Raw genomic sequence first — 19,257 nt, forward strand, 5'->3', positions numbered from 1 at the left:
GCGTGACGTCGCGACCGTCGAACTTCACGGTGCCCTGCGAGGGCGCCACCAAGCCCGACATGATGTTGAGCATCGTCGTCTTGCCGCAGCCCGACGGCCCGAGCAACGCATACGCTCCCCCGTCTTCAAACGTCATCTTCAAGGGTAGCAAGGCGTAGTCACTGTCCTGCTTGGGGTTGGGCAGATAGGCATGCGCCAGATCGAGTTCAATGCACGCCATATCAGCACCCTCCTCCGCGCCGAGGAGATAACAGGAGTTCTCCCTCCTCGTCGAAAACGTAGATCTGCGCCGGGTCGAAATAAAGCGTGACCGGTGTACCTAGCTCGAAGTAATGAACGCCGGGCAACTGCGCGACCAGTTCCGTTGTTCCGATCAGTTCGCCAGCCAGTGTCTCGAAGTGAACGAAGGTGTCGGACCCAGAGATTTCCGCCAACTCGACCTTGGCGGGCAATGAGATATCGCCGTCCTGGTGGGCCACGCGCACGGCGCTGGCACGCAGGCCGGCGGTGAATTTTTGAGAGTTGGTTTTCGGTAGGCGAAGTGGAATCCGCGGCCCGCATTCCAGCTGTAAGCCTTCGGCGATGCCATTCGCCGCAACCAGATTCATTGGTGGGTCGCTGAATGCGCGTGCCACGCGTAGCGATTTTGGATTGTTGAAAACGTCGGCCGTCGGCCCGTACTGGAGCAACTCCCCTGCGTCGAGTACCGCCGTATAACCGCCCAGCAGCAAGGCTTCGCTGGGCTCCGTCGTCGCATAGACCACTGTCGAGTTGCCTTCAGCGAACAAGGCGGTCAACTCGTCACGCAGTTCTTCGCGCAATTTGTAGTCGAGGTTGACCAGCGGCTCGTCGAGGAGCATTAGAGGCGCGCCCTTCGCCAGCGCCCGTGCTAACGCGACGCGTTGCTGCTGCCCGCCGGAGAGCTCGGCCGGATAGCGGTCGAGAAACATCTCGATGTGCAGTTTTTCCGCAAGCTGCCTCACGCGCTGCCGCGCGTTCTTCTCGCCCCGCAATTTCATCGGCGAAGCAATATTGTCGGAGACTTTTAGGGAGGAGTAATTGATGAACTGCTGGTAAACCATCGACACATTGCGTTCACGTACGGGAACGCCAACCACGCTTTTTCCATCGACCAGCACATCGCCGCTCGACGGCTCGTCCAACCCAGCCATCACCCGCATAAGACTTGTTTTTCCCGCCTGGGTCGCGCCCAGTAAGACCGTCACCGCACCACTGCACGGGGAAATACTCATGTCATACAGCCAAGTTTGCGGGCCAACGATCTTGCTGATGCTATTCAGAGTCAACTGCATGACACCACCCTTTTCTATGATGTTTAAAGTCGAATCACGCTTCCCTTTTCAATTGAAACGGCTCAAATCAAGTACTCTGTCTTGCGGCAGCGGGGTCTAGCAGGGAAATTCACTGACGACGCTGAAAGAGCGCCCATGGCGAAACGTGAAGGCACAATGCGTCATTGAGAAGTACCCTTACCCTGATGTGATGTTTTTTTGATGTTGTTAATCTAACACCGGTTTTAAGTACAAATCAAGAAAATAAATCAATCAAATCAATGCGAGGGAATTTGGTAATTTTTCCATTTAAAATCATCGTGTTATTTTGTTTGGCACCAACCTTTAGTCACCAAGAGAACTCGGTTCTGACTCTTGAAGTACAAAGGCAAGCGCTTTTTTCTTGGTAAAGATGATCCTGTCCGGCGCGAAATGGCACACGGGCAAAGATCGGGAATCGGGCGGGGGACGCGCGGCACCCCGCCTTGAAGCGGGAAAACCCGAGCGCATTTGAAGCGGAGGGAACGTCCCGTCGACCTTCAGGCCGGCGGGACGCAAGGAGCGGGACTATCTACTTTGTCGGATGGCGCGGCCTGCCCTATGAAGGATCATCCAGACGTCAGGCCGGGATATGCGAACTACATCCCCCAACGCAAGGCGGAGGTGTGAACGGGAGCATCCCACAGTTCCAGGATTTCGTCGTCAAAAGCCGATACCGTGATCGAGCATCCGGCCATTTCGAGCGACGTCACGTAGGTTCCCGTCAGATAGCGGACAACATTGATTCCCGCTTTGGCCAGAATGTTACGGGCGCAGTTAACCATCAAGTACAACTCCAGCAGGGGCGTGCCTCCGAATCCATTGACCAGCAATATCACTTGCTGGCCGGATTTCAGGGACAGATCCTTCATGATGGCTCCCGTCAATTCGGCAGCGATTGCATCGGCGCTCGCCAATGGCACACGTTTGAGCCCTGGTTCGCCGTGAATACCGACTCCGATTTCCATGTCTTTCGAGCTGATCTGAAAGGTCGGCTTGCCCACAGCGGGTACCGTACACGACGTGAGGGCGACCCCCATGGATGCGATGGACTTGTTTACTGCATCGCCGAGCGCCTTGAGCTTTCTCAAGGGATAACCGCGTTCCGCAGCCGCCCCCAGGATTTTCTCAACAATCAGCGTCCCGGCAACGCCCCGCCTGCCCGTTGTGTGTAGAGAATCCTCCAGCGCCACGTCATCGTTAACGATGACAATGTCGCTGTCCTGATCAAGCATTTCGGCGGCCATCTCGAAATTCATCATATCGCCAGGATAGTTCTTGACGATAAAAAGTACGCCAGCACCCCCATCGACGGCATTGGCCGCGTTAATCATCTGGTTGGGAGTCGGCGAAGTGAAAATCTGCCCCGGACAAGCAGCATCCAGCATGCCATGGCCGACAAAACCGACATGCAGCGGCTCGTGTCCGGCCCCCCCTCCGGAAATCAACGCGACCTTGCCCGGCTGGATATGCTTGCGCCGAATATACTCACGCTCCGGCCCCAACACGACGATGTCGGTGTGAGCCGCCGCAAACCCGTCCAGTGATTCGTCACGAATCGTATCAACGTGATTCATGAGATTTTTCATAGGCCGCCTCGAGAAAAAATTATATTTAAACTAGGCCAATACATGAGTTCACCGCTTTAGTGGAGATTTTCGGCAGTGAGGATTTCAACGCGTGGCTGGACGACATTCAGGGCGCCGCGCACGTTTTCACACAAAGCCCTCAGTACCCGAGCTGCCGTCAGCACGCAGTAATGAATATCCTGATGCAGGACGTAAGACAAATCGCCACTTATTAGCAGCGATTGATGCAATTCGGTGAAGTCGTGCGCAACGAGCCCCGGAGAATCGTCGAGCCCCAATTCTTCAATCGCTCGCACAACACCGGCGGTTCCGGAACCGACGCTGTAGATACCGGCAAGGCGACTTGGTTCGATTTCATTCCGCAGAAACTCGCGCAATACCTCGTATGCGCCGTCATCGTCCGGCGGTAAATCCGGAGCACGCTGGACTTGCAGATGAGCGAAGCGTTCTTCGACGACCTGGGCGAAACCAATCGGGCGCTCGATCTCCGCCGACAGGCGAGTGGCTTGGGAAAGCACCAGGAGGGTATCGCGTGGCGGGGCGGACATGCGCGCCAGAAGCAGGCCCGCCGTCCTGCCGGCCGCACGGTTATCCGCCCCGACATAGACCTCGCGCATGGAACCCGCGACGTCGGAAAACAGAGTTACCACGTGCACGCCCGCACGGACTTTTTCATTGATCGCAAGCTTAATGGCGGGCAAGTCTGGCGCGAGCAATGCGATCCCGTCGCAGTCCGAGACCTGGGTGAGGTTAGCGGCGAACTCCGCCGGGTCATCGGAGTTGAAGCGGTAGGTCACCTCGGTCGTGTGCTTGTGGCGAAAATCGCCAGCGTTCAAGGCAATCTGACGTTCGACCTGATCGAAGAACTGCGAATCGCCAACCGGGAGCACGTACGCAAATCGGAAATTGCTTCTTTGTCGAGGGCGTCCGCGCAGCACCGGAGGTTCGCCAAGCGCTGCGACGGCCTGCATGACCTTTTGTATCGTTTCGTGGTTAACCCCCGGGCGTCCGTTCAGGACTCTGTCCACGGTGGCAGTTCCAACTCCGGCAAGGCGAGCGATATCAGCAATCGTTGATGCGGGAGGGACATTCATGGCGATAAGGTCTTGCTTGTTTTTTTTCAGTCTACCACTCTGCGCACGATCCTTGGTGCAGCAACGGGGAAGCGATCGGATAGCAGCGCCGTTCCCATCTGGACGTTTGCCAGGCAGTCGGCGCCATGCGAGTCGCCATCGACAAGGTCGCTGCCACGCGCAGATGCGGGCAGTCCGACGATTCGGAAATAAACAACAACAACTGTCTGTAGCAGAGAGAGGTTCCGTCGCATGCATCTCCCCCTGCATGTGCGTTTGTGGTTCAGGAGGTAAACGGCTTCCTCGACGGGTTGGCCGTCCTCGTGCCGGTCATCCCTGCCAGAACCTTCTGGCCCGCCAAAGGTCTGTATTCGTACCACATTCAGTTGATCGACGAGATCATGCGCGGGGATACGGCCGGCGAACGTTGTACGTTTGCTCATGAGTCCACCGCACGTATGTGGCCGATAAGCGCGTCTTTGGCAGCGAACTGACCGATTGCCCGTAAAAGCAGCAATAACCTGATCCGCTGGCTGGCTGCCCGGTGAGCGGGAAACGATACAATTCCCGATCGCAGAGTCCTGTCCAAGGAGCAGGCTCACGGGTGAGTTAGATGCGCATGCCGTGGAATGCGGAACGCCACCCGACACGAGAGCGCAGTGAGATGACAAAGAATTACGTTCTGGCACTTGACCAAGGTACCACCAGTTCGCGAGCCATCCTTTTCGACCGATCGGGCACGCCTGTCTGCGTAGCTCAGAAAGGGGTCACCCAGTTCTACCCCAAGGCCGGCTGGGTCGAACATGACCCAATGGAAATCTGGGGCACGCAGAGTGGCGTTGCCAACGAAGTTCTCGAGAAGGCAAGCGTCCGCCCGGAAGAGATCATCGCGATGGGTATCACCAACCAGCGAGAGACGGCCATCGTTTGGGAGAAGGCCACGGGTAAGCCGGTGTACAAAGCGATCGTCTGGCAATGCCGCCGCACGGCAGGTGTTTGCGACGAACTTAAGGCACGCGGACTCGAACCCTACATCCGCGAAAACACCGGTCTCGTTGTCGATGCCTATTTTTCCGGAACCAAGGTCAAGTGGATCCTGGATCATGTGGCGGGTGCGCGCGAACGCGCCGAACGCGGCGAGCTCCTGTTCGGCAACGTCGACACTTGGCTGATATGGAACCTGACCCGCGGCCACGTACACGCCACCGACTACACCAACGCCTCGCGCACGATGCTGTTCAACATCAAGACGCTGGAGTGGGACTCGAAGATCCTCGGCGAACTTGGCATCCCGGCCGCCATGCTGCCGGAAGTCAAACCATCGAGTCACGTCTATGGGCACACCGATCCGCAGATCTTCGGCGGCGCCGCAATTGCCATCGCGGGCGATGCGGGCGACCAGCATGCCGCGCTCTTCGGACACGCCTGCTTCGCCGACGGGATGGCGAAGAACACCTACGGTACGGGATGCTTCATGCTAATGAACACCGGGGAGCGCCCGGTGCCTTCGCGCAATGGACTAGTGACGACGATCGCCTGGGGAGTGGACGGGAAGATCGAGTACGCGCTGGAAGGCAGCATTTTCGTCGCCGGGGCAGCGATCCAATGGCTGCGCGATGAACTGAAGCTCATCGATAACGCGGCGCAGTCCGAAGAACTCGCCATGGCGGTTCCGGACACCAACGGAGTCTATTTCGTCCCGGCTTTTGTCGGGCTCGGCGCACCTTACTGGGACATGTACGCTCGCGGCATCATCGTCGGTCTGACACGAGGCGCGAACCGCAACCATATCGTCCGAGCCGCCCTCGAATCGATTGCGTACAAAACGCGCGACGTCTTGCAGGCCATGCAAGATGACTCCGGCATCACGCTGAAAGCGCTCAAGGTGGATGGCGGCGCCGTGGCCAACAACTTCCTGATGCAGTTCCAGGCAGACATCCTCGGCGTGCCCGTGCACCGCCCACAAGTCACCGAAACGACGGCGCTCGGCGCAGCCTTTCTCGCCGGCCTTGCCGTCGGCTTCTGGAAGAACAAGGCCGAGATCGCCGAGACATGGCACGTGGACCGGACCTTTGCGCCGTCGATGTCCGCCGCGGACCGCGACAAGGCCTATGCGGGCTGGAGAAAAGCCGTCGATCGGTCCCGGGGCTGGGCAGACGCTGAACCGTAAGAACGGTCGGCGCGGCGACCGAACGTGCCGGACACCGGATATGCAGAGCGACTGACCGGGCAGATGATGAGGAACGTTTAGAAGACGACCTCGACCTGTTGCTGTGAAAGCAACGAAGCCAATGGCTCCGGCGGCGCCTCGTCGGTGAACAAGACATCAAGGCAGGACGTGTTGCCGAGCTCGACCGATGCCGATGCGCTGAATTTCGTGTGGTCGATGGCCAGGAAGGCCTGCTTCGAGTTGGCCATCATGATTTTCATGACCGCCACCTCATTGAAATCGTACTCGAGGATCGTTCCCTGATCGTCGATCGCACCGGCGCTGCTGATGTAGTAGTCGGCACGGAAGCGATGCAGGAACTCCTGCGCACTCGGGCCAATGATGCCGCTGTTTTGTGGGCGCAATGACCCGCCCGGGATCATGACGTCGAAATCACGGCGCTTGTACAGCAGGTTGGCGACGCGCAAGCAGGACGTAATGATCCTCAACTCACGCCGGGCGCAGAGTGCCTTGGCGACGGCCTCTATCGTCGTGCCGGCGGCCAGGAATACGGTACTGCGATCGGGAATGCGCTCAGCAAGCGCCTGAGCGATCTTCCACTTCTCCGTGGTCTGCGAAACCTCGCGCTCTTCGAGTTCCCGATTGATGGCGCTCGATGCCTGGCTCGCGCCGCCGTGATATCGGGAAAGAATACCGTCTTCGCTCAGACGCTTGATGTCACGGCGCACGGTTTGCGCCGACACGTTGAGCTGCGCCGCGAGTTCGTCAATGCGCATATGTCCGTTCGCCTTGACGAGCGAAAGGAGCTGATCGTAACGCGGGTTTCCGGTAACGACGGGAGCGAACGGTGGAGTGTCGGTACTCATGGGTAGATCAAGAAAGAAACGCCGAATGAATCGGGGCGCGGTCTCGCACCAAACGCCCGGTTGATGTTTGCCACGCACCGGTCGACGGGGAAGCAAGTATCCCGGCAACGAAGCGTGCGGTCAATCATCGTCATCCTTCGAACAAGGTGACGCCGACCGCCGGCTCCGCACGTAACGCCAGCAAACGCTTGTCGCCACCCGGCCGGACGACGCGAACGCGCGTGTAGGGCAAGGTCCACGCACCTTCCCGGGTCACATCCAGTTCGAGTTCTTCCCTACGCCAACGCGCCGAGAACGCCAGCCATGCGCAGGTCGCGTCGGAGAATGAGGCTTGCAGGCCGTCGTCTTCGAACAGCACGGTTTGCATTTCCGTGTCGCCGGCGTCCGCCAAGGTCGGAAAGACATAGAGACGACGCGATGCCTCTTCCGTTTTTTCTGAGTCGCTCCAAGTGTCGGTCGCCGGCAGCAATGCGCCGGCGCGCACAAACAAAGGCAATCGATCGAGCGGCACATCGACGGCGATCGTCTGGCCACCAGCATAGTAAGCTCCGGACCAGAAATCGTACCAACCGGTCGCATGTTTGCCGCGCGGCAGATAAAGCGTCCGCTGACGCACACCGGGCTCGAACACGGGGGCGACGAGCAAATCCGGACCGACGAGCATCTCGTCGTTCTCATTCCAGCACGCGGCGTCGTCCGCGAAATGGAAGAAGGTCGGTCGCAAGACCGGGACATGCTGCCTGCTTGCCTGCCACATCAAGGTGTAGAGGTAGGGCATGAGGTGCAGACGCAACCCGATTGCCGCCCGGATCGGTGCCGTGGCCTCGGAATGCAACCATGGCGAATTGACACTGCCGTCAGGCTTCCACGAATTCATGATCATACGCGGGACGAGGCAACAAGCCTGCGACCACCGTATCAGCATTTCGGCGTCGGGAACCGGGCCGGCAAAGCCGCCGATATCGTGGCCCACGTTGAATAGCCCGGAGAGACTCATCGTCAGAGCCATGCGCTGATTCCAACGCACCGTGTGCCAGCTCGTCGTATTGTCGCCGCTCCATGTCTGAGCGAAACGCTGAATGCCAGGCGGACCCGCACGTGTCACGGTAAATACTCGCTCGCCGGGTTTTGCAGCGGCCTGTTGTGTCGCCGTGGCCCGTGTCATGAGCAGGGCGTGCAAAGCACGTGAGCGATGGATGGGAATGGCTTGGCCTCCACCGCAGGAAACGCCCGTTTCGCTCCAGATTTCGTACTCGTTGTTGTCGTTCCATCCGGCGTCGATGCCGACGTCGAGAATCTGTTCCTGCAGATTGGCCTGCCACCAGGAACGATCGCTATCGCGCGTGAAATCGAGATGCGCGCCCCAGCCGTCCCAGAACTGGTCGAGGCACGGCTTTCCGTCTGCGGCGTCGCGGATAAAACCGCCATGCTCCGCGAGGCCGGCATAGGCCGGGTGATCTTCAAGCAGGCAGGGTTTGAGGTTGGCGACGGTACGTACACCGGCCTCCTTAAACGACCGCATGAGCGCCGGCGCATCGGGGAACTTTTCGGTATTCCATGTAAATACGTAACGCCGCTTGCCGCGGCTCGAATAACCTGAGCCAAAATGATAACTGGAGAGCGGGAAGCTTTCAGTTTTTGCCCGTTCGAGGAAGGCGGCGATTCTCACCTGCGCGTCGGGGAAATCGGTCAATGCCATCGTCGTGTTCGCGTAACCCAGTGTCCACCTGGGCGGCATGGCCGTGCCACCAATCGTGCCCACGTAGCGTGCCAACGCGCTTGGTACGTCGGGCCCAGCGATGACGTAGTAATCGAGATCGCCGTCGGCGATTTCGGTCGAGCGAAAGAATCCGTGGTAGTTGTCGAACTCCTGACCGAAATCGAAGGTGCATTCCGCCAAGGTGTCGTAGTAAACGCCATAGGCGCTGCCCGTATCGGCACGGCGTCCAAGGAAGAACGGCCAGTGCTTGTACAAGGGATCGCTGGCCTCAGCGTTGTAGCCGAGGGCATCGAGTTGCCGCGTGCGCATCCGGCGGCCGCTTTTGTCGAGACGCCCCGTCTTGTCGCCGAGGCCGAAGTATTGATCGTTCTCGTCCCGCGCCTGCCAGTGCATCAATGCGCCGCTACGCCCCGCTGCTGCATAGGCGTAGGACCCCCGGTCGGCACAGCATGCCTGCCACGCAGCGCCATCCCATTGTTCCCATGTCAGGCCAAAAGGATCAAGCGCGACATGCACGCGCAGGCCATGGCCCGTGAGCGTCGGAGAATCGGGCGAACCTGAGATCGCCCCTTGGGCGCCCGGAAACAACTGCAGCCGGTCGATGCCGTTCCATGCGGATTCCTGCTCGGCCTTCGCTCCGATCACCCACGTCCGCGGCTCACGCAGCCCGCCAGGCGGGACGAACAGCACGCGCCCGATACCCTCGCCGACCATCGTCACTCGGCAGGTCCAACCAAGGCCCAATGAAAGATCGATGCCGCTCGCGCGGCTGGACAGTATTCTGGCAACGCGTAGCGGTGTCATCAGCGTATCGTCCTTTCCTCTCCGTCCTTCTCGAACAGATGACAATTCGCCGGCGGTGCATAAACAACCACCGCATCGCCGATTTGCGTCGACTGCTGGCCTTCGCAATGGAGCGTGATCCGTGTGTTTCCATCGGGCAACATGCCGTAGATCAGGCAATGTCCACCCAGTTGCTCGACTTCGACGACCTTAAGGGCGAGCGACAGGGCTCCCGGAGACTCTTCGAGACTCAAGTGCTCGGGGCGGACACCGAGCATATAGGTCTTTCCCTCGGCAAGACCACTCTCGATATCTAGCGAGAACGCTGTCCCAAAGGTGGTCGCCAAGCGGCTGCCCGCCTCACTCCTGACAGGCAGGAAATTCATCTGCGGCGATCCGATGAAACCGGCGACGAAACGATTGGCCGGCCGGTTGTAAAGCTCGAGCGGCGACCCGACCTGCTCGATCCTCCCCTGGCGCAGGACGACGATCTTGTCGGCCATCGTCATGGCCTCAACCTGATCATGAGTCACATAGATCATGGTCGAGCCGAGCCTGCGATGCAGACCGGTAATCTCACTGCGCATCGAGACGCGCAGCTCAGCATCGAGATTCGATAGGGGTTCGTCGAACAGGAATATCTTCGGCTCACGCACGATGGCCCGACCGATCGCTACGCGCTGCCTTTGCCCTCCGGAGAGCTGGGTGGGTTTTCTTTCGAGCAGCGTGTCGAGACGCAGCAGCTTCGCGGCTTCGCCCACTTTTGCTTTGATCGCGGCTTTCGGCAGCCCCATGTTTTCCAACCCGAAGGCCATGTTCTGGTAGACCGTCATATGCGGATAGAGCGCATACGACTGGAAAACCATCGCCAGTCCGCGGTCGGCGGCGCGGACATCGTTTACGCGTTCGCCTTCGAGAAAAATGTCGCCGCTCGATGCGTGTTCCAGCCCGCAAATCAGGCGTAACAGCGTCGACTTGCCGCAACCCGACGGGCCGACGAAGACGACGAATTCACCATCGTCCACCTGCAGGTCGACCCCGTGGATTACGCGCGTCTCGCCAAAGTCCTTGATGATTTTCTTCAGTTCCAGTGACGCCATTTATTTGACTCCCGCCGAGGCGATGCCCTGAGTGATGTGTTTTTGCAAGAAGGCGAAGACGACCGTGACCGGCAGCAAGGTGATTACGGTCATGGCCAACAGGTAATTCCACTGGGTAATGAGATCGCCCTGGAACGCGTTGAGCGCGAGCTGTAGCGTGAATTTCTCGGCCTTGGAAAGCACGATCAGAGGCCACAGGAAATCGTTCCAGCGCCACATGATCGAGAAGATGGCAAGCACGGCAAGCGCGGGGGCCGACAACGGCAGCATGATGCGCCAGTAGATTTGCCATTCGCTGGCGTGGTCCATGCGCGCAGCCTCGAGCAGCTCGTCGGGAATGGTGAGCATGTATTGCCGCAGCATGAACACGCCTGTCGGCGTGGCAACGGCCGGCCAGATCACCGCCCACAGGCTGTTCAGCAATCCGAGTTCGGTCACGACCAGGAAGTTCGGCACAAGCACGATCGCCGGCGGCACCATCAGTGTGGCGATGATGAAGAGGAAAACACCGGAGCGCCCCCGAAACTGGTATTTCGACAATGCGAATGCGGCCATCGAGTTGAACAGCAACGTGATCACCGTGGCCACGATCGTGATGAATACCGAATTCCAGAGGTATTTTCCGAAGTCGAGCTTCCTCATCAGGTCGGAGTAGTTCTCAGTCGCCAGACGGAATTCGCGCACCGGCTGGCGATCCTTGATGTTTACGCGGATCGGTTCTTCGGGTTTCGCCGGGTCGACATACGTAGCCATCAGGCCGATACGCCGTATTTCCGGCAACTCCTTCATGGTGCCGTCGGGCAGCTTGACGCGAAAAACCGGTTTCGGTTTCTCTTCACCTGGCACCATGACTGACTTCTGCCCGTAGGGAAGGAGCGTCGGCGGGAATTCACTCAAGGCGGCTTCGGTCTTGAATGACGAGGCAACCAGCCAGAGGACGGGCCCGAACATCAGGAACAAGCCGACGCAGAGATAGGCGTAGGTGAGCCAGTCGGTCCAATGCAAGCGGCTGCGGCCCCGGGTGGCAGTGAGGTACGAGACGAGCTTCATTTGGCACGCTCCCCGGCTGATTCGGCCTTCGTGACCCGCAGCTGCAGTAGCGTTAGCACGATCAATGCGAGCGCAAGCAGAAGCGAACCCGCCGCCGCAATGCCGTAGAGGCGGATCTGCTCCTGGAATGCCGTCTGATAGATGTATTGGACGACGAACATGGTCGCCGAGCCCGGACCACCCCCGGTGAGCACGAAGACGTTGTCGAAGGTCTGTACCGCACGGATGGCGCCGAGGACGCCGACGACGATCATGTTCGGCATCAAAAGAGGAAGCGTGATTCGCCACAGTGTTCGCCACGGCGAGGCGCGATCCATTTGCGCCGCCTCGTACAGATCGGCTGGGATAGCCTGCAGACCGGAAAGCAGGATCAACGTGTAAAACCCCATTTGCGACCAGATGCTGACGAAGGTGACCCAAAAGAAGGCCCATTCGGGCTCGCCGAGCCACAGTACGGGCTCGCCGCCGATCGCGACGACGATGGCATTGAGCAGTCCGTCACGTTGCAGAATCCACTTCCAGATCAGGGAAACGACCACCGGCGAAAGCAGGACCGGATAGAAGAAAACGCCGCGCCAGAATCCACGACCGATGATCTTGCGGTTAAGCACGAGCGCAGTGATGAGACTGAAGAGGATCATCAGCACGACCTGCAGCACCGAAAAATAGGCGGTGTTCCAAACGGCCCGCCAGAACAGGTCTTTGCGGCAGGTGGAGACGTCCCAATAGTTCTTGCAGTCGAGCAGGGTCGCCATATTGTCCCAGCCGACGTAGGGACGGTCTTGCGGATAGAGCTGAACTCCGCCGGTGAAGGCGTAGTAGAAGTTGATGACGATCGGCAAGAACGTGAAGACGCCGAAGATCACCAGATTTGGCGTGAGGAAATACCAGGGAGTACGCGCCGCCTTATTCATCGAGCCCTCCCCTCGTTGGCAACAAGATGCATCGCTAATCCTTGCAAGGCGACCGGTAAGGTCCGGCCGGCAGTTCCGTAGCCCGGCTCATCGGCCAATCTCACGGATACCGTGGCCGGGTAAAGGGACCGGGACTCCGGCCCCCGGCGCCGCGCGGCGCCCTTCCCGCACGGCTTGTTCGAACGAGTTATTTGGCGGCGCCTTTCACCTGTTCGTCCATGTCCGCCGCAAGACGCGCGATCGCATCGTCCGCCGATAATTCCCCGGCAACCGCTTGTCCGAGACGCTGCGCCGTGGGCAGAAACACGGCCCGGTTGAGCCCGTAGCCTTGAAGCTCGTAATTCGCCTTGGCGATCTTCGGAACGTCGGCGACAAAAGTGTTCAGCGCGGTCTTGGCCGCCGGCGACACGTCATAGTTCACACCGGCTTTCGCGACGCCAAGATGTGCCGGAATGTTCTCGGTCTTGGCCATCAGCTCGGCATAGACGGCATCGCCCGCCAGGAAGTCGAGGAACTTGGCCGCCGCCGCCGGGTTCTTCGTGCGCTTGAAGGCAACATACGCCGCTCCACCCGGCATCGCCGTACACGCCGCCGGACCACAAGGTGCCGGAATGACGGCCCAGTCGAAGGCCTTGCTTGCCTGGGAGCTCATCCGCCTGACTTGCCAGGAGCCCGAGTAGTACATGACGACGCGGCCGTTGACGAATTCGTCAAAAGCGTCGCGATACTGGGAACCGCCGACACCACCCCAGACCTCTTTCGGCATCAGGCCGTTCTTGTGCCAATCGATGAATTTCTTGGCCGCCGTCTTGTATCCCTCGTCCATGATCGGCTTGCCTTTGTCATCGAAGATCTTTGCGCCATAAGCAACGGCCAACGGAGCGAAGCGGTGACCGCTACGATCCATCGCCATAGCGAACGGCGTCTTCGTCGCGTCAGCCACCTTCTTGGCCGCGGCCATCCAATCATCCCAGGTGGCCGTTGCGGGCGGCAACGGAATGTTTGCCTGCTCGAAGAGCGTCTTGTTCACGAAGCCGCCGGTGACCGTGAGTTGCGACATCAAGCCATAGATGCCTTTGCCCGCCGCCTTCTCTTCCGGCGAGCGGAACCAACTCAGCGTCGAGGCGAGGTTATCCTGCCAGTACTTGACGCGCGCTGCGCCAAGGTAAGGCGTAAGGTCGAGGTAGTACTTGTTGAGCCCGCCGAGGTCGGTTACACGCCCGATATCCGGGCCTTCACCCGCCGCCAGCTGCACCGGCAGCTGCTCGACGACGGCTTTGTAAGGAACCTTGTCGATCACGACCTTAATGCCCGGGTTCGCCGCCTCGAAGCGTTTGGCGATGTCGCCCGTGACTTCGCATTCGTTGCCGTCGGAGTAACACTGCACGCGCAGTTCCTGTGCAACCGCCTGGGAACCGATGCCTAGAAGGACGCCGACTGACATCGCCACGATAATTCTGTTTCGCTGCAATTTCATAACCAGACCCCCGTTTGAAGTTGAACGAACGACCCGATCCGGCCGCCAAAGCTCCGTATCAGAAGAACACGCTACAGCGCCTGATGCCTCACCTCACTGGAAAAACCCTCTCCATCCCAACCACTTTCCATATGGACTGGCCCGCTTTCCCTGGTTGGCGGGCGCCCATACCTGCTTATGTCAGCTCGACCAGTTCCAGACCGAGATACTTGGCGATCTGGCGCAAAACCGGGCGGTGCTCACCATACGTCAATGAACAATGGTGTTCCATGCCGGCGTCAAGAAGGCGTTGGCGGAACACATCGGCATTCGCGTCTAGCCGCGCTACGCCCGACGTACCAGAATAGGCCAGCGGCGCTTTTTGCATCTCCCCCCCCGCCAGCATCATGCGCAATTTACCCTGCCCCTGCGTAACCCGGCACAGCGTGATGCGCCCTGGTTTAAGCGGAAACTGCGACAGCAAGGGCAGCTTCCGGTTCGAGTGAATCGTCGCTATCGGCTGCACGTCGGGATCGGCCATTTCGATAGGTGCCTGTCCACAATGCCAGAAGACGACCGTGTCGCTTTGAGCATCGATATCGACGAGGTCCGTATTAAATACGCCCTTCTCCGACGTCCACTGCAGAATCAGCGAGGAAACGACGCCGTACATATCCGCCTCGCAACCACCGGGCCGGCGATCCTCGTTCATAAGCGCGATCGCACCGCACGCCGCACAGCCGTACTGAGTGAAAAACTCCGGCCAGCACCGCACGGCGATGCCGGCAAAGCCTTCGCTCTCGGCTCGCGAACGCAATTCCGCATAGACCTTCAGCGTCTTATGTGTCGCAGCCTGATCCATCTCCGCGAGGTTCGGGAAATCGGCGGCGCGACGCGCGAACGCCTCATCGGCGGACGAATCGGGAAGACGCTTGACGCTCTCGATGAATTCGTCGACAGCCACTCGCTCCGACCGCACACCGAAACGCGACTCAAGCATATGGCCGTCGTAATTGCAGGCATCGAAACCCACCGGATGCTCACCGACGACAAGAATCCGGGCTTCGGCGAGCTTCCGCACGACGGCTGCGGCGCGTGCCAGTTCTTCGATCTTGGCCAGGGTTTCGGTGCTCTCCGGCGCCCCGTGGACGTTATCCAGCGTCTTCCCCAATCGGCTCAATGCATGGCTGGCGAGGTTTACGCCGCAAAAGGAATTGAGGCGTAGCCGCCCGCCCGTACGCGCTTCCGGAAACGTCCATACGATCAGCGGAACGCCCAGATCGCGGGCAATCGTCGCGCAAACGGAAGCATCGGTGAACGTCACCTGCAGGAGTAACAATACGTCGATACCCCGGGCATTGACCGCTGAGAATGCCGCGAGCGCCGGATCGCTATCGAAATGCAGAACCTTTTCCCCGACGATCTCGATTGGCAGGCGGCTTAACCCCGCCCACGCGGACTCGAAGACTTCTCGGGCGTAGTCGACGTCGAACGTAGAACGGCCAACGGCGATGACGCCAATTCTCGGTCTCTCTGAGTTCATCAGTTTCCTCGCATGGTTTGCGGCACCTCGCCGCGCATTTGTGTCATTGCATCATCCCCCTCAAGAAAACAGGTGGCGAATAAAAAGATAGGAACCGATGCAAAACAGGAATCCATGCACCAGCGCGTGATAGTTGATACGCCTTGCCTGCAATCGGTCCCAGGCTTTCACCCCGGCGTATAGGCCAAGCAAGAAGCTCGGCACTCCCCAGGCGAAGAGCGAGAACACTTCACCGGTCAGCAAGCCTTTGCTCCAAAAGCCGGCCATGGCCCCCACCATCTGCAGCATGAAGAAGAACACCAGGCTCGCCTTGACCTGATCCGCGGTCCACGACTGCATTGAGGCGAACGCAATGGCCGGCGGTCCCGGTTCGCCGACGCTCGCGCCCAATGTTCCCGAACAGAAACCGGCCAGCGCCGACGAAAGACCGGCCGGCTGCCCGCCTCGCGCAACGGCCATTCTTCCCCGCAACGCATGGACCGACGAGACGACCAGGACGGTCCCCATGGCGACGAGAATCCAGCGTGCCGGCATCAGCTTGAGTACGTTCGCACCCAGCAACGAACCAGGCAACGAAGCACCGGCCATGATGAAACCCGTCCGCCATTGCACATGCTGGCGCATGCGGATGACGAGTGGGAACGTGATCAACCAGCCGAAAAGGCCGGCAACCGGAACGGCCAACTTGACGTCGAGCAGGAGTGAAAGCAAAGGCACAGACACGAGCGCGAGTCCGAATCCGGTTAGTCCCTGAACGAACGTCCCGAGCAGAATCACGGCGGCTACCCAGGCAGCTTCCATTGCCTTCGTTCTCTCTGAAGACTCGCGTAGCCGGTTCAGCGTATGCCCGTCGGGGTCCGCAGCCCCGACGCGTCACGCAGGTGCTCTAGCACGGCAGTCCAATCCTGCCGCCCCCTCCCCTTGGCGCGTGCCTGATTGTAAATTTCCCTGGCCGCGGCCCCCATCGGAAGCGTCGTATGCAAGCGGTTCGCGACGTCGAGCGCTAGTCCGATGTCCTTATGGGCGTGGTCCACCATGAAAGCCGGCGAAAGATCACCCTTGAGCACTTTGCCGGGCCATGTCGTCGTGAAGTGCCCCTTGTTGGCAGGCGTCCCCTTCATCACCGTCAACGCCACGTCGAAATCCAGGCCAAGGGCTTCGCACAAGGTGGCCGCCTCGGCCGACAGCGCGTTCAGCGCGATGCTCATGTAGTTGTTGACGATCTTGACGCGGATGCCCATGCCCGGACCACCCGCGTTGACGAGTTCGTTCCCCATTAGCATCAGGACAGGTTTGGCGCGCTCGATCTGCAATTCGGTTCCACCTGCCAGCAAGAGCAACGACCCCGTCACCGCGTGATCGGAGGTGCGGCCAACCGGCACGTCCATCATCTCAATCCCGATCTTCGCCATGCGGGCAATCAACTGGTCGGTCTGCAGCGGATGAATGGTCGACATGTCGATGACAAGCGCGCTAGACGCAAGCGTCGTGGTGGCCCCCTGATCGCCGAATAGAACGTCCTGAACCAAGTCGCCGTTGGGCAGCATGGTGATCAGGAACTCGGCACCCCGCGCCGCTTCGGCAGGACTGGCGCACCCCTTCGCGCCTGCCTGCGCAAGAACGTCCACCGCCGTGCGGTCGACGTCGAAAACCTGGAGCGTGTGCCCGCCCTTCATCAGATTGAGCGACATCGGCCGTCCCATTTGGCCGAGCCCGACAAACGCGATGACCGCCATGACCTCTCCTTTTTGCCAAGCTTCGGAGCAGATATCCGAGGCAATGCTGGTTGTTTGTAGGCAATTTATACCAACCACCGAAAAATAACAATCATAAACGCTCATTTTTTTACAAAAACCTCGCCAAGGGGTAGCCAACGAGCGACAAATTTTAAGTTAACATGTATTTTCAAACAGTTACAATAAAACCACTCTTGTGCAAACAAAGGTGAAGGCCACCGCCTCTCAGTAAAGTCAGTAAGAAATCAGCTGTTTCGGTCCAATACGGCGACGCTCGTTGTTGTTTAGTGTTTATTTCTGTTGTTTTTTGATTTATTCAGCGTAGAATGATTTCGTCGCTGGACTCGAACGAATCGCGCCGCTGGCTTTGCGCCGTCGCGCAGCCGGAAGTGGCCGCAACGAGGATGGCGCGTACCGGTTTCGATCAATCAGAGAGGAGTGACGGCCATGAAGTATTTTCTCGACAGCGCGAAGCTCGACGAAATCGACCTCGCTTACAACACGTTTGGCATCGATGGCGTAACGACGAATCCGCGCCACGTTCAGGCCAGCGGCAAACCGCTCCGCACGGTGCTGAAGGACATTGCGGCATGGGTCGATAAACAAGGGCTCAACGGCTACGAGAAATTTCCGGTCTCGGTGGAAATCAATCCGCATCTGGCACTGTCGGCCGAAATGATTGAAGCGGCCCGCCCCATCGCAGCCCTCTGCCCCAACTTTGTCATCAAGCTTCCATGTACCGAACAGGGATTGACGGCTTCCCGCAAACTCGAAAAGGAAGGTATCCGGACCAACGTCACCCTGGTCTTTTCGCCATCACAAGCCATACCCGCCGCCAAGAACGGTGCGCTCTTCGTATCCCCGTTCGTCGGCTGGAAGGAGGAGCACGGCGACGACTGCGGGCAGTACCTGGCCGACATCATGGCGATCTACCGCACCTATGGTTTTGCGACGCAGATCATCATCGCCGCCTTGCGTAGCAGCAAGCAGATCGTTGACGCGGCTCGGCTTGGGGCCCACATCGTCACCTGCGGACTGGCTGTCTATCAGGGCGGTTTCGAGCACCCCTACACGAAGAAGGGGCTGGAGATCTTCCAGAACGCGTGGGACGGCACAGCCACCGACTGAACATCGAAGGACAGGAAAAGCGCGCGTCGCAGATGCCGATAGAGCGCTCAGGCCACCGATTGTGAAGCGGCGTCGAAACCTGAACAACGCCGTATCTGCCTTCGAGGAAGCGACAGACATGAAGGAAAAACTGCAAGCGCTCAATCCGCATCTCCCGGTACACCACGTGGCCGACGCCGCGTTTGCGCTGTACGGCCGCGTTTTGCCGGGTTATAACTTCACGGGTTGGCTCCGTTATCTCGAGAAGCAAACGCTCCTTCCCGCCGAGGGCAACATCTACATCCCGGGCGATCCGGAGCTCGAGGCACTGCCGCCGTTCGAGCAGGTGCGGGACACGCTGTTCGCCGGCATGCCGATCCAGGCAGGCTACTGCAATGGGAACAGCAGCCTTCTCAATGGCCTGGAGTACCACAAGTCGATCGAGGTGGTCGTGGCACAAACCGACCTCGTACTGCAACTCGCCGATTACGGTCACCTGGTCAACTTCACGATGGACGTAAAACACGTCGAGGCCTTCTTCGTTCCGACGGGGACAGCGCTCGAACTTAAACCGACGGCGCTTCATTTGGCACCGAGCCGGGTCAGTGATGCAGGCTTCAAGGCGGTGATCGTCCTGCCACTCGGGACCAACACCGATCTTCCGCCGCAAGCTCAGATCCAGCGGGAAGACCCCGAGTCGCGGCTGCTATTCCGCAAGGGGAAATGGATGCTGGCACATCCTGACAATCAGGTAGCTCTTTCACGCGGCGCGGTGGCCGCACTGATCGGCCCCAACCTGCGGATAAACTACCAATAACG

General features: G+C 59.3%; 17 protein-coding genes. 3 read left to right on the top strand and 14 right to left on the bottom strand.

The window, feature by feature from the left end:
- The 5 genes from NZ453_RS12690 to NZ453_RS12710 all read right to left on the bottom strand — a co-directional run.
- The coding region (locus tag NZ453_RS12690; RefSeq protein ID WP_263770988.1) for an ATP-binding cassette domain-containing protein at positions 1 to 220 on the bottom strand (220 nt) is incomplete at its 3' end.
- 1 nt (position 221) lies between these two features.
- On the bottom strand, positions 222 to 1,313 hold the full coding sequence (locus NZ453_RS12695) for an ABC transporter ATP-binding protein (protein WP_263770989.1): 1,092 nt from the start codon (positions 1,311 to 1,313) through the stop codon (positions 222 to 224).
- 617 nt (positions 1,314 to 1,930) lie between these two features.
- Positions 1,931 to 2,920, bottom strand: a complete 990-nt coding sequence (gene dhaK, locus NZ453_RS12700; RefSeq protein WP_263770990.1) for a dihydroxyacetone kinase subunit DhaK — start codon at positions 2,918 to 2,920, stop codon at positions 1,931 to 1,933.
- 56 nt (positions 2,921 to 2,976) lie between these two features.
- The gene (locus NZ453_RS12705) at positions 2,977 to 4,014 is read right to left on the bottom strand and encodes a LacI family DNA-binding transcriptional regulator (RefSeq protein WP_263770991.1); all 1,038 of its coding nucleotides are present in this window, start codon (positions 4,012 to 4,014) and stop codon (positions 2,977 to 2,979) included.
- Between the two features lie 26 nt (positions 4,015 to 4,040).
- Positions 4,041 to 4,436 (bottom strand): hypothetical protein, encoded by a 396-nt coding sequence (locus tag NZ453_RS12710; RefSeq protein WP_263770992.1) that lies wholly within the window; start codon positions 4,434 to 4,436, stop codon positions 4,041 to 4,043.
- A gap of 221 nt (positions 4,437 to 4,657) precedes the next feature.
- On the opposite strand from NZ453_RS12710, the gene glpK reads away from it, so the two are divergent.
- Complete coding sequence (gene glpK, locus NZ453_RS12715; RefSeq protein ID WP_263770993.1) at positions 4,658 to 6,163, top strand: glycerol kinase GlpK; 1,506 nt, start codon at positions 4,658 to 4,660, stop codon at positions 6,161 to 6,163.
- 77 nt (positions 6,164 to 6,240) lie between these two features.
- Here glpK and NZ453_RS12720 read toward each other — a convergent pair whose 3' ends face one another.
- The 9 genes from NZ453_RS12720 to yihU form a co-directional block, all read right to left on the bottom strand.
- On the bottom strand, positions 6,241 to 7,029 hold the full coding sequence (locus NZ453_RS12720; protein ID WP_263770994.1) for a DeoR/GlpR family DNA-binding transcription regulator: 789 nt from the start codon (positions 7,027 to 7,029) through the stop codon (positions 6,241 to 6,243).
- Positions 7,030 to 7,159: 130 nt separating this feature from the next.
- Positions 7,160 to 9,553, bottom strand: coding sequence for a TIM-barrel domain-containing protein (locus NZ453_RS12725; protein ID WP_263770995.1), 2,394 nt, complete (start codon positions 9,551 to 9,553; stop codon positions 7,160 to 7,162).
- Positions 9,553 to 10,632 (bottom strand): ABC transporter ATP-binding protein, encoded by a 1,080-nt coding sequence (locus NZ453_RS12730; RefSeq protein WP_263770996.1) that lies wholly within the window; start codon positions 10,630 to 10,632, stop codon positions 9,553 to 9,555. The genes NZ453_RS12725 and NZ453_RS12730 overlap by 1 nt, the downstream gene beginning before the upstream one ends.
- On the bottom strand, positions 10,633 to 11,682 hold the full coding sequence (locus NZ453_RS12735; protein WP_263770997.1) for a carbohydrate ABC transporter permease: 1,050 nt from the start codon (positions 11,680 to 11,682) through the stop codon (positions 10,633 to 10,635). It lies immediately after the preceding gene.
- Positions 11,679 to 12,596 (bottom strand): carbohydrate ABC transporter permease, encoded by a 918-nt coding sequence (locus NZ453_RS12740; RefSeq protein WP_263770998.1) that lies wholly within the window; start codon positions 12,594 to 12,596, stop codon positions 11,679 to 11,681. The genes NZ453_RS12735 and NZ453_RS12740 overlap by 4 nt, the downstream gene beginning before the upstream one ends.
- Before the next feature lie 187 nt (positions 12,597 to 12,783).
- On the bottom strand, positions 12,784 to 14,073 hold the full coding sequence (locus NZ453_RS12745) for an ABC transporter substrate-binding protein (protein ID WP_263770999.1): 1,290 nt from the start codon (positions 14,071 to 14,073) through the stop codon (positions 12,784 to 12,786).
- Between the two features lie 175 nt (positions 14,074 to 14,248).
- Positions 14,249 to 15,595, bottom strand: coding sequence for an L-fucose/L-arabinose isomerase family protein (locus NZ453_RS12750; protein WP_263771000.1), 1,347 nt, complete (start codon positions 15,593 to 15,595; stop codon positions 14,249 to 14,251).
- A 60-nt stretch (positions 15,596 to 15,655) separates the two neighbouring features.
- A complete protein-coding gene (locus NZ453_RS12755) occupies positions 15,656 to 16,396 on the bottom strand; it encodes a sulfite exporter TauE/SafE family protein (protein ID WP_263771001.1) in 741 nt (246 codons plus the stop codon).
- Positions 16,397 to 16,431: 35 nt separating this feature from the next.
- Positions 16,432 to 17,331 (bottom strand): sulfolactaldehyde 3-reductase, encoded by a 900-nt coding sequence (gene yihU / locus NZ453_RS12760; RefSeq protein WP_263771002.1) that lies wholly within the window; start codon positions 17,329 to 17,331, stop codon positions 16,432 to 16,434.
- A gap of 447 nt (positions 17,332 to 17,778) precedes the next feature.
- On the opposite strand from yihU, the gene NZ453_RS12765 reads away from it, so the two are divergent.
- Positions 17,779 to 18,459: a transaldolase family protein gene (locus NZ453_RS12765; RefSeq protein ID WP_263771003.1), complete on the top strand. Its 681-nt coding sequence runs from the start codon at positions 17,779 to 17,781 to the stop codon at positions 18,457 to 18,459.
- Between the two features lie 118 nt (positions 18,460 to 18,577).
- Positions 18,578 to 19,255: a DUF4867 family protein gene (locus NZ453_RS12770; protein ID WP_263771004.1), complete on the top strand. Its 678-nt coding sequence runs from the start codon at positions 18,578 to 18,580 to the stop codon at positions 19,253 to 19,255.
- Positions 19,256 to 19,257 lie beyond the last annotated feature (2 nt).

Origin of the sequence: Propionivibrio soli (assembly GCF_025770765.1) — a bacterium.
Classification (GTDB): Bacteria; Pseudomonadota; Gammaproteobacteria; order Burkholderiales; family Rhodocyclaceae; genus Propionivibrio; species Propionivibrio soli.